Source organism: Terriglobia bacterium (genome assembly GCA_035712365.1).
In the GTDB taxonomy this organism is placed as follows: Bacteria; Acidobacteriota; Terriglobia; order UBA7540; family UBA7540; genus SCRD01.
On sequence record DASTAW010000015.1, the window covers coordinates 22,108 to 36,938 of the forward strand.

At 56.7% G+C, this 14,831-nt stretch carries 9 protein-coding genes; all 9 read right to left on the bottom strand.

The window, feature by feature from the left end:
- Positions 1–127: 127 nt before the first annotated feature.
- Entirely contained in the window at positions 128–712 is a 585-nt protein-coding gene (locus VFQ24_03855) for a UpxY family transcription antiterminator (protein HET9177472.1), read from the bottom strand.
- A gap of 95 nt (positions 713–807) precedes the next feature.
- Positions 808–1,188, bottom strand: a complete 381-nt coding sequence (locus tag VFQ24_03860; protein ID HET9177473.1) for a PilZ domain-containing protein — start codon at positions 1,186–1,188, stop codon at positions 808–810.
- 540 nt (positions 1,189–1,728) lie between these two features.
- Positions 1,729–2,412: a response regulator transcription factor gene (locus VFQ24_03865; GenBank protein HET9177474.1), complete on the bottom strand. Its 684-nt coding sequence runs from the start codon at positions 2,410–2,412 to the stop codon at positions 1,729–1,731.
- Between the two features lie 302 nt (positions 2,413–2,714).
- On the bottom strand, positions 2,715–4,373 hold the full coding sequence (locus tag VFQ24_03870) for a M48 family metalloprotease (GenBank protein ID HET9177475.1): 1,659 nt from the start codon (positions 4,371–4,373) through the stop codon (positions 2,715–2,717).
- Between the two features lie 497 nt (positions 4,374–4,870).
- Complete coding sequence (locus VFQ24_03875) at positions 4,871–6,601, bottom strand: CRTAC1 family protein (protein HET9177476.1); 1,731 nt, start codon at positions 6,599–6,601, stop codon at positions 4,871–4,873.
- A 43-nt stretch (positions 6,602–6,644) separates the two neighbouring features.
- Positions 6,645–8,096 (bottom strand): tetratricopeptide repeat protein, encoded by a 1,452-nt coding sequence (locus VFQ24_03880; GenBank protein HET9177477.1) that lies wholly within the window; start codon positions 8,094–8,096, stop codon positions 6,645–6,647.
- Positions 8,097–8,308: 212 nt separating this feature from the next.
- Positions 8,309–11,713 carry a TonB-dependent receptor gene (locus VFQ24_03885; protein ID HET9177478.1) on the bottom strand — a complete coding sequence of 1,135 codons (3,405 nt, stop codon included), beginning with the start codon at positions 11,711–11,713 and terminating at the stop codon, positions 8,309–8,311.
- A gap of 337 nt (positions 11,714–12,050) precedes the next feature.
- A complete protein-coding gene (locus VFQ24_03890) occupies positions 12,051–13,004 on the bottom strand; it encodes a sugar phosphate isomerase/epimerase family protein (protein HET9177479.1) in 954 nt (317 codons plus the stop codon).
- Between the two features lie 362 nt (positions 13,005–13,366).
- Positions 13,367–14,764: a glucose-6-phosphate dehydrogenase gene (gene zwf, locus VFQ24_03895; protein ID HET9177480.1), complete on the bottom strand. Its 1,398-nt coding sequence runs from the start codon at positions 14,762–14,764 to the stop codon at positions 13,367–13,369.
- Between the last annotated feature and the right edge of the window lie 67 nt (positions 14,765–14,831).

A 14,831-nucleotide genomic window follows, 5' to 3' on the forward strand; every position in this document is an offset into this window, starting at 1 on the left:
ATCCAGAGACCTCGATTTCAAAAACTGCGGCCGCTCTTCAGACCGTCAGCACCGTGCGGCGCCGGACCGTGTCTGCAAGTGGCAGCCCGAAAGCAATGCTGCTTCGGCTAACGGCGCGTCCGTCCCTTCAGATGGCCGCGTTGAGGAGTGGATCATCCATCGGCCGGACCGCTGCAGCCGACCTGGTGACAACTCGCTCGACGTCGCACGCCTCGACTTCCACAGAAATTGATTTCATCAGCAGTTCTACAGCGAGGACCAATCGGTAAAAGCTCTTCTTGCGAACCAGAATTCCCTCCAACCCTTCAAGCGGACCAGATTTCACTCGGACCCGGTCTCCGGATTTCAGCAAGGGATGGGGCTCGACGTTCAGGCCACGCTCAACCGCGCACCGCACCGCATCGATCTCCGCAGCCGGTATGGCCGCCGGGACGCCGCTCAGCCGGACAAAGTCATAGACGCCCGGGGTCGAGAGCACGGCAGCCCGGTGGTCGAGGTTCGCCAGGACAAACACATAATTTGGAAATAGAGGCAGAGACAGGTCCTTCATCCGATCTTTCCAGCGATGGACAGCCTTATAGAGAGGGAGGAAAGCCTCCACTCCTCTGCCCGTTATCAACTGGGCAACAGCCTTTTCATGCCGGTGCCGCGTATAAACAGCAAACCAGGACGCTTGAGTGTTACTATTGGATGAGGTTCGGATTTTCTCCATAGCTCCGCTCTGTAAGTTACAGAGACTTTTCCACCCTGAGTCTCAGTTACTTGCCTCGTGCCAGTCGTCTAATGCCCCACCCCGTTGCTGCTTCGTCAGTTGATCCAGCGATTGCCCTTGGTGACAAGGTTCAACGGCGAGTCCTCAGATTTCCATCGAGAGCCTTTGCCGCGAACATAGGATTCACCTTTCAGGAAAGAAACCGCGATTTCGCACGACTCTCCCGGCAGGACCCGCAGAACGAGGCTGCGGAACCGTATGGTCGTAACGCCGCCATCGGGATGCCGGAAGTCAACTTCGAGTGAAACACGATGGCCTGCCTCAATCGGGCCGTTCAGGAAAAAACGCGCGCCTTTTTCGCTGATATCGTAGAGCGACCCGTGGCCAATCAACCGTTTTTTCCCCCGGCCCGGAGTAAGGACTGCCACCGGGCAATCGATTTTGAAACGCGCGCGCTGCCTTCTCTCCTGAGCCATCGGCACACTTGCCGCATTTTTCGAAGAATGTATTCGCATGCCCTCTGTTGGGAACCGCAGAGATGACTGTACCACCCGCCCCAATACCGGAAGCAATCCCTTCGGTGGGTGAGATTTGGGTGAGAGCCATGTCAAAAAGGGTTACCCTGATTTCAGGCTATTCACTGAACTCGAACGGGGTCTCCGCCGCCTCGCTAACCATCTGTTCTGAAGTAAAACAGTCCGAAAGTTAAAGCAATAACGGAAAATCTGAAGTGGACCAAGCGGGCAGTGGCGCGTGTCTGCCAAGCGTCTCTATACAGGCCGCTTACTTTGCTGTTGTGAGGGCAATCGGGGATCGATGCCGCCCAAAAGCGCCGGACAACCCCATGTTCAGCAGGCTGACAAGGAAGCGTTGACAGTGGCGAAGAGGGGTGCCATTGGGTCCAGAATTCGAATCCCGCCGTCATTCTGGCAGGCTTTTCGGTGAGAAGGTCCGTGAAGGAATGTCGTTAGGAAGGCAGAGAAAAATGCGGCCCGCCTCAGGATACGCGCAAAAAGTTATGAGACGCCGGGTAAACTAATGGCCCCGGGGACCGTTCCTGAAGGCGAATGCTCGGGCCCAACACGCTTGAAGTAACAGACTGCCGCCGCGCGGCGCGTGCTGACCTTAAGTTTCTTGTAAATTGATTTCACGTGGGAGCGCGCGGTCTCCGTACCGATAAAGAGGCTCCTTGCCACCTCTTTGTCAGAATACCCTTGCGCAATGAGGGCCAAGACTTCCCATTCCCGTGGCGTCAGGTTTTCTCCAAACGTTCTGTTCGCTTCTCGCCCTGCAATGAGCTTCTCGATAACGGCGTTTGTCACCCGATGCCCAAACCAACGCTCGCCTTCGGCAACCTTTTCTACAGCCTTGATCAAAACCTGTGGTGAATCCGCAGTGGAAAGGCACCCCCAGGCGCCTGCCTCCAAGGTTTGCATCGCGAAATCTTCATCAGGATCATCCGCCAGCATCAACGCTCGCGCTTCTGGAAGCAAGCTTCGCAATTCGCGCGCGGAGGCGATGCCCGAACCAACATCAGTTGTGTGAATTATCAGGATGGGGGATTGGGTCTTGTCACCCGTAAAGGGAAGGTCCAGCACGGTGCCGGATTCTATCACCTCAGTACACGTCCCACTTCCCGCCAACAACGAACAGAGGGCCTTGCGAATAAGGACCCGTGGACTTACCACACCCAATTTCACGAGGTACCTCCCATCGGAGAAAGTACCCCTCCCTGGTGCCTTAGAACTCTTAGGTCTCAGTTCCACAACAGCAAAGAATGGCGCAGCTGAATTAAAAACCTATAGCCCCAAAACAAAACATTAATGACTTCTAATATAATCTCATCATACCTGCCATGAGCGAGAACCGTCAAGCAATTTAGGAAAACATGTTCGCCATCGGACTTTGTCAAACGTACGTACGTACGTACTTACGTACGTAGTTAATTGAGATGGGGTGCTTCAGGAGCGTCGTGCGCCCGTAACCGGCTTCACCGCTGCGCCTACTGGCTCGCTTTGTCACTATAAGGCGTCAAGTAAGGAATCAGCGGAGTCACCTCAAACGGCATTTTGTCCTTGGCCGTGACCAGCGCGACCGGAGCTGATTTCACCAGGCGGATCTCGTCATCCCAGGAGTCCACCTTGATGCGGGCGCCCAGCGGCAATGCTGCGATCTGGTCAATGGAGTTGGGCGCCAGGTTGGGCGCGCCTTGCATTAGTTGGGCCATGCGGAGCTGCTGGTGCTTGTCGATCAGGCGGTCGCCCAAATGCGCGCCGAAAAGGTTGGGAGTGTCCGGAGCGATCTCCGCCAGGGCTTTCAGAAACAAGCCAGCTTTGCTGAGCTGGTCCTTGTAGGGGGAGTTTTGAAGGAGGATCATCGCCTCTTGATCGGCAGCCTGTTCCTGCTGTGCTGGCCGGGCAAAGTCAAATGTCTTGAGGAGCTGTTCGTCCGGAATCACCATGCGATCGTAAAACGAATAATTGGTGTTTATCTGATCGCCCAGCTTGATGTGGGCCAGTTCGTGCGCCAAGACCATGGCCAGGCTGGGTTCATCCGGCAGCACATCGATGAGGCCGCGGCTGAGCACAATAGTATCCCCCACAGTGAAGGACTCCAGGGGATAGGTCATGAGGACGCGGCAATGGATAGCTGGCAGGTTGTCCAGATGGTTGGTGACGACCAGGTTGTTCACCACCGTTTCCAGCACCTTATCCACTGGGCTTGGAGGGGCCATCAGACCGCCCTTCTGCAGGCGGTTAAGGACATTTTGCTCGGCCTCGTGCCGCCAGTCGCGCTCGCTCTCGAGCGGCGAATTGTCATGGGATTGGGCGCTGGCATCCTCAACCGGCGACTTGGAATCCACGAGGATCTGCGTCAACTCCTGGTCCGGCGTGGTCGCCTTGAGGACATATCCCCAAAGACGCGTCTGCGACCTGAAACCCCGGTGCGCGACTCCGTAACTGGCAAGGTCCGTCTCTTCGCTGTAAACATAAACCGGCAGCCAAAGGCCGGGCTGGAGGTTCTCCCTCCAACTGTCAAAGTGGAAGGTGAAATCGCTGTGTCTTCCGCGCGTTCCGTTGATTCGAACGATGTGGTAGCCTTTATCCTCCACCCAGATTCGGCCTTCGAACAGCCCGTTCCCGGCTTGCGCGCGCGGCCTGACGTTGAACACCAGGCAGCGAACCTGGCCCAGGAATTCCCGGCCCGCGAATTCGAAATCGTAGTGGGCCAGATCAAATTTCTGAGGGTCGATCAAGATGGGGTACGCAAATGTCCCTGGCTTAAGCCGGAAGGAAAGCAAATCAAGGATAGGTCCGTAAAGGAGCACCTTGCGAATGATGTTACGCAATGTGAAACGGGAAGACGGCAGGAAGGACTGCTCCACGACGCCGTTCTTGACTATCAGCCGGCCCAGAAAATAATCGTCGCCGACGATGCGCAGCCTGCCTTCCTTGTCCCGGCGATTTTCCTGGATATACGTTTCGACTCGGGGACTGTAATTGCCGAACGCCTTGACCAGGTCCTGTTCCTGCGTGACAATCCTCTGCAGCGCCTCGCGCACGGCGCTCGATTGCTGCGCTTGTTGCGGCGCCGCCGCCGAAAGGGATGCCGCCAGTGTTATCAGGACCGCAGCCATCGATGCTCCGCGGAATGCTTTCATGCGCTCTCCCTCTTCAAAACGCCAGTGGAAAATTAATCTGGATCAAAGCGGCGGGACCCGAAGGACGACCGCCGTGCTCATTGGCTTGAGCTGATGCGCTTCGCCATAAACCCCACAGCATCGCCCATACGGCGATCACGCCCTTGTTCAACTTTCAGCACGCGCAAATTCCCAATCGAACCCGAATTACCTTCTGCAGACCGGCCGCCTTGGCTCCCATCAAATCGAAAGGACTGCGGCGCAAACCTGTGGATTTCTAGTAAGTGGGTGTGGCTGCCATTGGTTCCGCTCCCGCGGATAAAACACTTTCTCCGCTCTTTTGTCCGCCGGCTTATCGAATTAGATTTTTATCATATTCCCGATAATACCGGAAGCAATGGCGGGTTTCAGGTTTCGTCAGGCATGAGCAGGAAGTAATGGCCCTGCCACAACACCGAGGGCGGCGCCTCCCGCAGACATCCTGAAAATCGCGCTTGAGGCTGACAGGGGGCGCTCCGTCAACGCCGCGCTGGCGTAGCCTTTGCAACTCCCTTTCCTTCCTGAAGGACGACAAACTGATTGGCCGCGAACTTCCTGAGCGACTCGACATGTCCGTCCATCCAGTGAACTTCAATCAAGTCAACGCTCGTTCGTTTCTCGAGGCCAAAGTGCAAGCGAAGGTCGCTTGCGGAGAGATAGCTCCCGCCAGCACGGACTTCCCCCCACTGCACAAGATCGCCCGCCACCAGTTTGACCCTTGCTCCAATAGCGTCGCGATTTGGCCCGTGTCCCTGCAATTGGACATTGATCCAGTTGTTGCGATTCCCACCGTCGTTTCTCAGGACCGTAGGTTTGCCGTCCAGATTTTCGATCACGATATCAATGTCGCCGTCATTGTCGATGTCACCGAACGCGGCGCCGCGGCTGACGCGAGGGACCATGAGGGCCTGGCCGTGGTCGGCGGCCACCTCTGAGAAGGTCCCGTCCCGGTTGTTGTGGAAAAGCAGGATACGCTGCCGGTACGATGTGCCCAGGTCGGCGCGGTCTACCTGTGGATACACGTGGCCGTTTACGACGATCAGGTCCAGCCAGCCGTCGTTGTCGTAATCAAAGAAGGCAGTGCCCCATCCCAGATACGGGATCGAGATGCTTGCCGTCTTTGACGCATAGGAAACATCCGTATACTCAAGCTTTGAGTCATTACGATAGAGAGCATTGTATTCGTCCGAAAAATTGGTGACAAAGAGCGCCGGCCTCCCCGTGTGGAGGTAATCCCCCACGGCAATTCCCATCGATCCCTGCTCCTGGCCGTCGTCGCCCACCGCCACTCCTGCCAGGAAACCGATCTCTTCAAAAGTTCCATTCTGCTTGTTGTGATAAAGGAAATTGGGCCCGGTGTCATTCGCCACGTAGAGGTCTGGCCATCCATCTCCGTCCACATCGGTCCAGATGGCCCCCAATCCGTAGCGCCCCTGGGGGTCTGAAACTCCGGCCTTCTCGCTGACATTTGAAAACCTGCCGTTTCCGCTGTTGTGAAACAGCGAATCGCCGGCGCCTTTCAGTCCGCGAGGTCCACACTGGACCGCGATGCCGTGATAATTGCAGAATTTCCCCTTCCCGAATTGTGGAAGATCAGAAAGCTTGAAGTCCACGTAGTTCGCGACAAAAAGGTCCAGCCGGCCGTCCCGGTCGTAGTCGCCGAAGGCCGCCCCTGTTGACCAGCGCGGATCATCCACGCCGGCCTTTGCTGCCATCTCGGCAAATGTCCCGTTCCCGTTATTGTGGTAAAGGCGGTTCGGCCCCAGGCAGGTGACATACAGGTCCTGACAGCCGTCGCCGTCGAAGTCGGCCGCAACAACTCCCATGGCCCAACCCGGATAAGCCAGCCCGGATTTTTCCGTGACGTCGGTAAATGTGCCGTCGCGGTTGTTGTGATATAAGGCGCTCCGGGAACTGCGGGGATTGCCGGCCGTCTCAACTGTCAGCGCGTTGGTGAAATAGATGTCAAGCCAGCCGTCGTTGTCGTAGTCGAAAAGAGCGACGCCTCCGCTCATCGACTCCACGATGTATTTCTTTTCGGGCGCAGAAATATGCTGGAAGGTGATCCCCGCCGAGTCAGTAATATCCGTGAACTGAACGGAAGCTTTGGGCCGCTCAGTTGCCGGCGGAACGAGAGTGATTGGCAAGGCGCCCATGGCCAGCAGCGGAACCTTCTTAAGGAATTGGCGACGCGATGAATTTTCCGTCATGTTCGAGCGGGAACGCTCCTGGTCGGCGGCCTTTGCGCGTTGTTCATTGAGTCTTGCCGGGCTGAGAAGGTTGAAAATTCAACTGCTGGTCCTTCAGGTTCCGGGTGAGCTCAAATTCCTTTTGGGCCTCTGCTCGCTGTCCCGCAAGCATATAGGCGCGCCCCAACTGATAGTGCGAATATGCTTTATGAGGGTCCAGTTGGACAGCTTTCTTGAGCTCAGCGATGGCCGCCGCGGCGTTGCCTTCATCCAGCAGGGTTTTACCCAGGCTGTAATGCGCCTCGGCATATCCAGGATTTTCACGCAGCACCTGCTGCAGCAAGGGAATGGCTTCCGCTGTCTTCTGCTGCTTCAGCAGGACGAAAGCCAGATTGTAACGCGCTTCCACGTCACTTGGGTGCGCTCGAAGTTCAGACTTGAACTCTTCCGCGGCTTCCGCCATTCGGCCATCCTGCATTTTCAGCAATCCCAGATCGAGGTGCGCTGACGGCGCTTCAGGATTGAGTTCCAATGCCCGCCGGAATTCCTGTTCAGCCTGTGGAACCTGGCCCTGGGCTGCGTAGGCCTTTCCCAGCAGGATATGGACGACCGGAGAATCCGGATGCGATTTCATCAGCTCCGCAAAGACGTTCTGGGCGTCCTGGTCGTGATGGGTCCGCGCCAGCGCGCCGCCCAGCGCCAGCAAAGCTTCAGAATCGCCTGGTGAGGAATTCCTGACCTGCTGCAGCAGCTTGATGGCCTCGTCATATTTTCCAAGTTCGAAGTAAGTGAGGCCCAGATATTTTTGAGCTGAGGGATCGGCGGGGTTTCGGGCCAGCGCCTTTTCCAGCGGCTTCGCAGCCTGCGCAAACTGTTCCGCCTTAAACAGGGCCAGGCCCAACCGGTAATCAACTTCAGGATAATCCGGCTGCAATTTCCGGACCTGCGCAAACTGCTTCGCTGCCTCGCCAAATTTCCCCTCGCTGACGGCGATTCGCGCCAGATAGCTGTACCCGCTCACCAGGACCTGCCCATATACGCTTAAGACCTTTTTCTGGCTGTCCGTAAGCGGAGCGGGTGGAGCAGGCGCAAAGTTATAAGCCGCAGCCCGGCCGCCAGTACTCAATCGCGACGCGGTCTGCATTTCCTGGCGTGCGGCTTCATTCTTTTTCAGGGACAAATAGGTCTTGCCCAGCAAAGCGTGGAGCCGAGGCTCATTCGGAGTTTTCCGTATCAGTTGTTCAAGCAATGATGCCGATTCGCTGTAATGCTGAAGGCGGAATTCAGCGTACGCCAGCTCATAGCGGACTTTATCGCGGCCAGGGTCCAGGTCCAGCGCCGCCTTGAGATCGTCCTCCGCTTCCTTCCACGAACCCTCCTGCTGATAGATCGCCGCCCGGGCCTGATAGGTTTGCAGCAGCAGGGCCTGGAATGCCGCAGCAGCTTTCGTGTTTGGGCCCTGCTCAAAAAGCTGTTGTGCTTTTTCGTAGGCGAGTTTCAGGCCCTCCTGGGCCAATGCCCCGGCGGGGAAAAGCAAACAGCAAAAGACGGGGGGAAGCAGAAAGAGTAATGTACGTAGAGAGCGCGCCGAAACAGCGCAAGATCGCTTGCTTGCCAACCTGTCTGGTTCTTGTGCGCTCGAATGGCCGCCCATTGTTCCCGTTTCAATAATACGGCGGGAGCGCTGCGGGTGCAACGCTCCCATCCGGCAATCGGCAGGAACAATCCTCAGAAGATGAACTTCAATCCAAGCTGAATTTCCCTTGGGTCGCGCGCGTCCGTGATGGCGCCGAGTTGGGCGGACGGATCGGCGGGCAGCCCTGCGAGCGGGTTCCCACTGGAATCGGTCTGGGGAACGAACGTCGAATTGAGCCCACTGAACTGCGTGTGGTTGAAGACGTTGAACATTTCGGCGCGGAACTCGAGCTTCGCAGTTTCACCCGCCAATGAGTCAGCCCCGGAGCCACCAAACCAGGGAATATTGAAATTCTTGAAGATTGAAAAGTCTGAGTCGTTGATCCCCGGCCCCACAATCAGGTTGCGGGCGGCATTGCCAAAGGTGCCCAGAGGTTGCAGCACATAAGCATTCGGGTCAAAGAACCTCTGCAGCGTTCGAGTTCCCTTGCTCAGGTTCGGATTGGACACAAGGTCCGGACGATAACAGGCCTCGCCGCGGGCGCCGGTATAGTCTGTATCTTCGCAGATACTCACGGGAAGGCCGGTACGGAAAGTGGTGATTCCGACAACCTGCCATCCGCCCAGAATCTGGCCCTGGAATCCTTTGGCGTCTTTGAACCAGGGCAACGACCACAGGTAATTTGCCGAAAATGAATTGGGCGTGTTCTGGTTGGCCACCGCCCACTCGGCGCTTGGGTTGTAAGCGTCTTGAATCGGATTGGAATGCCCTTCCGTATCCATGTTGATCGTGTCGGACAGGTTCCGCGACCAGGTATAGGCAACTTGGAACTGGAGCCCAAAGCGGTCTACCCGATGGTTCAAGAAAACCTGGAGGGAATTGTAACGCGACGTTCCAACGCGCTCATTCATGTTGATGACGCTGAAGCCCAGGTAGGGACGCACTGTATTCGCATCGACGTTATTCACCTGAATCGGAAGTTGAAATTGAGGGAACGGCTGATTAAGGTCGCGGTTCTGCCCCATGTGGATCTGATGGCTGCCTACGTAATCCGTCTCGATCGTCGTGTTGCTTCCCAGTTGGTACTGGACACCCAGGCTGTACTGGTCGCTCACGGGATTGTTGTAGACGGCATCCAGCGCTGAAAGCTCCACCGGCGGCTGGGGCAGGCTCGGGTTAAAGGGCCTGATCTGGTTGAACGTAATATTGTTGATCGAGGCAACGTGGTCGAAAGGCGGCTGCCGTCCCAGGGCGCTGGTCTGTGACCCGGCGTCGCGGCCGTGATAAATTCCAAACCCGCCCCGGACCACGAGCTTGTCACTCAGGATCCCCGGCACCCAGGCCACGCCGAAGCGTGGTTCCCAGTCGTTAAAATGCCTCCCGACCAGGGCCCTGTTGACGCCCGAGGTTGCGGGCGTAACGATCCCGTTCAGAGGGTCGCACAGCGTCGGATCAATCAGGCCGTCGGGAGTGAAAGCGGCGGGCGAGCATCGAGAAGGATCGTATTGGCTGTTGTAGAAATTGGCGATGTTATCGTGCGCGGTGAAGATCGGGCTCAGATATTGCCAGCGCAATCCCAGATTGAAAGTCAGGTTCTTTCGGATCTTATAGTCGTCCTGAACGAAACCCGCGTAGTTTTCAAAGCGGTCTCGGACCGTATTGAGCGTTTCCTCCTCGGTGTAGTTCTGCAGGTTGCCCAGCAGCAGGTCGCTGAAATTACTGAAAGTAAGGGTCCCGGCGTTCTCATCGTCCCCGCCGTTGGCCGGCTCCTGCTTGCGGAGCAGGCCGATATCCACGCCGGTCGTCACCGTGTGCTTGCCGAACGTCAACGCGACGTTGTCCTCGACAAAGAAATTGTCGGTCTTATTGAAGAAGGGGGCCGTGTGCGTAATCCCTCCAAAGCTCTCAACCGAATTCAGCGTGGGGAAGGACCCGCTGGTGACCGGCCAGATTTCTGTGTAGGTAAATCCGTCGCGTGAAGCGAGGGTCGGGTCCGAGACCGAACTCGTGACAAAGCTAATATGATTGTGCGAATACCCGAATCGGAAGTCGTTCACGGTGTGAGGATTGATCGTGTAGAGCAGGTGAGCCGTTGCCAACCTCCCAATCCATTTCCAGTCGCTGCTCACGCTGGGGAAGCTGTCGTCCCCCCAGAGTTGGTTATTGACGTTGTTCAGACCCTGGGACATCCGCATGAAGTTCGCCATCACCCGGGCCTTCTGGCCGATGTAATGGTCCCACTTGATATTCTCATTGTCAACAGTGGTCACCAGCGGCTCGCTGGCGATAAAGTTGAAACCGTTCTGAACAAAATTGGCGTTGGGCAGCGGATAGCGTTCGAGCATCGCGGCCGAGTTGGAATTAATCGAGGCAGGATTAACATTGGCCTCGCCGCTGATGGGGACCTCGAAAGGATCGGCAGCCGCGGGAGTGCATGCCCCCGGAGTCGAGCTGCAAGTGGGATCGAGCAGGCCCTGCGTCTGGCGGAGGCTGGGCACATTATCAGTAACCACGTTGCCCCTGGTTTCACGCCGCACTTCTTGCGAGAAAAAGAAGAAGTCTTTGGTCCGGTCCTGGTTGTAGAGACCCGGAATCCAGAACGGCCCGCCAATGGTGCCGCCAAAATCATTGTGGCGAAGCTTGCTCTTGGTGCCGTTGGTTGAGTTCGTAAAAAAGTTTGCAGCGTCCAGGGCATCGTTCCGCAAAAACTCGTAAGCGTCACCGTGGAATTCACGGGTCCCTGATTTGGTCACAATCGTTATGATGGCGCCGGTGCCGGTGCCGAATTCAGCGCTGTAATTGTTGCGCAAAATCTTGAACTCGTCGATGGAATCCACCGAAGGCGTGACCAGCAGGTTGGCGCTCGACCCGTTGTCTTCGTTATACATTCCGTTAACAAGGAAGGTGTTGGAATTCGACAGGGCGCCGTTGACGGAAGCCGCGGTGTTGCTGAAGAGCCCTTCACCGCCGCTTATTCGCCCGTTGTCGGGAGCAACCCCGGGAGCCAGATCAATTAACTGGTTAAAGTCGCGGCCGTTCAAAGGCAGGGTCGCCATTTGGGCAGATCCCACCAGGTTGGAAATTTCCCCGCTGGCAGTCTGCAGGATGGGGGCAGCGCCCGTCACCGTGACCGACTGTGTTACGGCGCCGACAGTGAGAGCAATGTGGAAATTCAGCTTGTCGTTAACATCAACATGAATGCCGCTTTGAACGTACTGGTTGAATCCTGTCATGCTGACCTTTAGGTCATAGTCGCCGATGGGGAGATTCGAAAAGTTAAAGAGACCTGCGCTGGTGGTCGTGGTGCTTCTCTGGTTGCTCGTCTGTCGATTCGTAACCACGACCTGGGCATCTGGAATCAGAGCGCCACTCGGGTCCGTTACGCTCCCCAGGATGCTCCCGGTCGTCCCCTGGGCAAGCACCACGCGCGAAGCCGTCAGGGTGAAAAAGACGCCCAGCAGTACTGCCAGAAACACGGGAATGTGCCTTCTTGGCATCGTGTCCTCCTTCACATTTTTACTGGCCCGCCCCGACAAAAATGAAACAGAAAAGAGGAAGAAACCGACGACTAACTCCAGCCGGATGCTATCTGCTTGAGTTTTACTTAACAAATCGAACTTAATAAAGTTTCATTAGTATGTCAAGTTACTTTCGGCAAAGGAGGCAGGAGATGGATATTACATCGTGAATCCTGTCAAATGTTTTTCTTCCAACAGGTGCAGTACCAGCGCGGTGGAAGTTCAGGCCACTGGGGAAAGACACCGGGATAGCGATCAATGGAGTCTCTCGACCCGAAAGCTTTCGCAGGGCAGGCCGAGGCCATCGCACGCCACGTCAACTGAGATGCTTCAGCGTTTCCTCCAGCAGCTTGCTGGTGCCCTCGTAAGCTCCGCCGCGCCCTTCCCATTCCAGCGAATAGTAACCTCGATAGCCGGCAGCCTTGGCAATCTTGAAAATCCTCCCTACGTCCACCGTGTATAGCTTATCGTGGTCTCCCACCTCGGAGTCCTTCATGTGCGCGATGTTATAAGCATGGCGGAACATCAGGGCCAAAGCATCATAATTGAAGTCAGCGTTTCCGCTCAGCATCGAATTGGCGAAGTCTGGCAGCGAGCGGAGATAGGGGTTGCCGACCTCGTCGATGACCCGCACCAGAAAGAAAGCGTCTTCCGTTTCCAGGTCGTCATTTTCAAGCGTCACCATGACGTTGCGCTGCGCGCCGTACGCGGCCACTTGTTTCAGACTCTCGGCCGTCCGGCCGGCGTCAGGAGCGGTTCCCTTCACCCCTGCTACATGCAGGCGGACGCTCGGCGACCCGACTGCAACCGCAATATCAATCCATTTCTTTCCAAAGTCGATGGCCTCCTTGCGCTTCGCTGCATCGGGATCGTAAAAACTTGCCCTGCCGTCCACCGGAAGATTGATGATATGCGATCCGGCCTTTTCAACCGCGGCGCGCAATTCCCGCAGGTATGCTGCGTCGGTGGATGGAAAGTGATAAGACAGAAGTTCAACGTTGTGCAGGCCGAATTTTTTCGCCACCATCGCCGGGAAATCTTTCAGCGCCATTCCGGGAAGCTTGGGGTCCCGCCATGGGTTTGTGGGATTGTCCATGTACATGCGAAACTGCCAGGTGGTAACCGCGATCCTTTCCCGCGGCGCTGTAGGAAACTTCATATGCGGCTCTCGCGACTGCGCAAAAAGATCAGAGACGGTAAGCGCTCCCGCCGCTCCCGCCGCAGCGCTAATGGAATTTCTCAAAAAATTGCGACGCGAAACCTTGTTCATCACAGTCTTGTCCTCCCCAGCAATTCTTTCTGCATACCTAAAACCAACCGTCATGCTGATCCCGCGAAGCGGGAGAAGCATCTGCTGTACGTCACCGAAAATGACCAAGGCAGAACCGGAGTTTAACCTGACTCCACAGCAGGTTCCTCGCTCCGGCTTCGGAATGGCAACCAAAGACTCAGGATGATGTAGCCCAGGAGCTTTTTCAGCAACCTGCTGGGACTCGTTCTGCGCGGTGCCGCTTCCCCTCGAAAGCACGGAGTGTACAACTCTTTGGCTGAATCCTGCAAGGGCGCGCGCATGATCATCAGCGGCAAGCCTCTCCGGAAGCAGGCATGCGATGGTAGCGGAACCAGAGAGCCTCACGCCAGGTCTTGTCCGACGGGATTGTGCCATCCTGCGGGCGGCGAAACCTTCTGGTCAACCTCGCTGGGACCCCAGGCCCCCGGCTCGTATTCATAGACCGGCGTCGCTCCGTTCAGCACCGGATCGACGATCCGCCATGCCTCTTCCACATAGTCCTCGCGCGCAAAGTGGCTGGCGTCGCCCGCCATCGCATCGCCCAGCACCCGCTCGTAAGCTTCCATTTCTTCCGGGCGGGGATGATGGCATGCCACCATCTCGACCATTTCGCCTTTCATCGCTTCGCTCGGGCCCAGCACGGTCGTGCCGATGGCGATCGTCATTTCCGGACTGATCCGGAACCGTAAATGATTTTGATAGAGATCGCTCTCGGGGACCACTGCCGGAGGCTTTCGAAACCGGCCGATCACCTCCGTGCAGGTCACAGGCAGATGCTTTCCGGCGCGGATGTAAAACGGCACTCCTTTCCATCGCCACGAATCGATTTCGAGGCGCAGGGCGGCAAAAGTTTCAGTCTGCGAATCAGATGCTACTCCTTTTTCCTGGCGATACCCCCGGAATTGTCCGCGAACCAGGTTGTCGGGCACGAGCGGCGGAATCGCTTTCAACACTTTTACCTTTTCGTCTCGAAGGGTTTCACCGTCAGTGCGGACTGGAGGCTCCATGGCGAGATGGGACAGGACCTGAAAAAGGTGGTTCTGAACCACGTCACGGACAGTGCCGGTCTGGTCGTAAAAGGCGCCGCGCCCTTCAACCCCGAAGGATTCCGCCATGGTAATCTGCACGCTTTCGATATAGTTGCGGTTCCAGAAAGGCTCCATGAAAGCGTTCGCAAAGCGGAAAACCACCATGTTGTTTACCGGCCTCTTGCCAAGATAATGATCGATGCGAAAGATGCTGGATTCCGGGAAAACCGAGTGCAACACGCGGTTCAGCTCCTGCGCTGAAGCAAGATCATGGCCGAAGGGCTTCTCCACAATCACGCGGGCCATTTCGCAACCCGATCCTGAGGCGCAGCCAATCTGCTCCAGTTGCTTCACAACGGTTTCGAACAGCACGGGAGGAATGGCCAGGTAGTGGGCCGGCCTTTGGGCAAAGCCCAGGGTCCGCCGTATCGCCTCAAAGGTGGCCCGGTCCCGATAATCGCCATCGACGTAGCGCAGCAAGGCGCTCAATTGCTCGAAAGCTGCTGGGTCAACTCCGCCGTGCTTTTCCAGGCTGTCGTGCGCCCGGGCGCGAAGCTGATCGAGGTTCCAGCCCGCTTTGGCTACGCCGATCACCGGAACGCTCAAGTGGCCGCGCTTGACCATCGCCTGCAAGGCGGGAAAGATTTTCTTGTAGGCAAGATCGCCTGTCGCCCCATAGAAAACCAGGGCGTCCGAATGGGAATCGGTCATCTACAACTCCAAGTCTATGATTATTTAGCAGTAGGCTCTCTTACGAGTTCCCCTAAACAAAGAATCC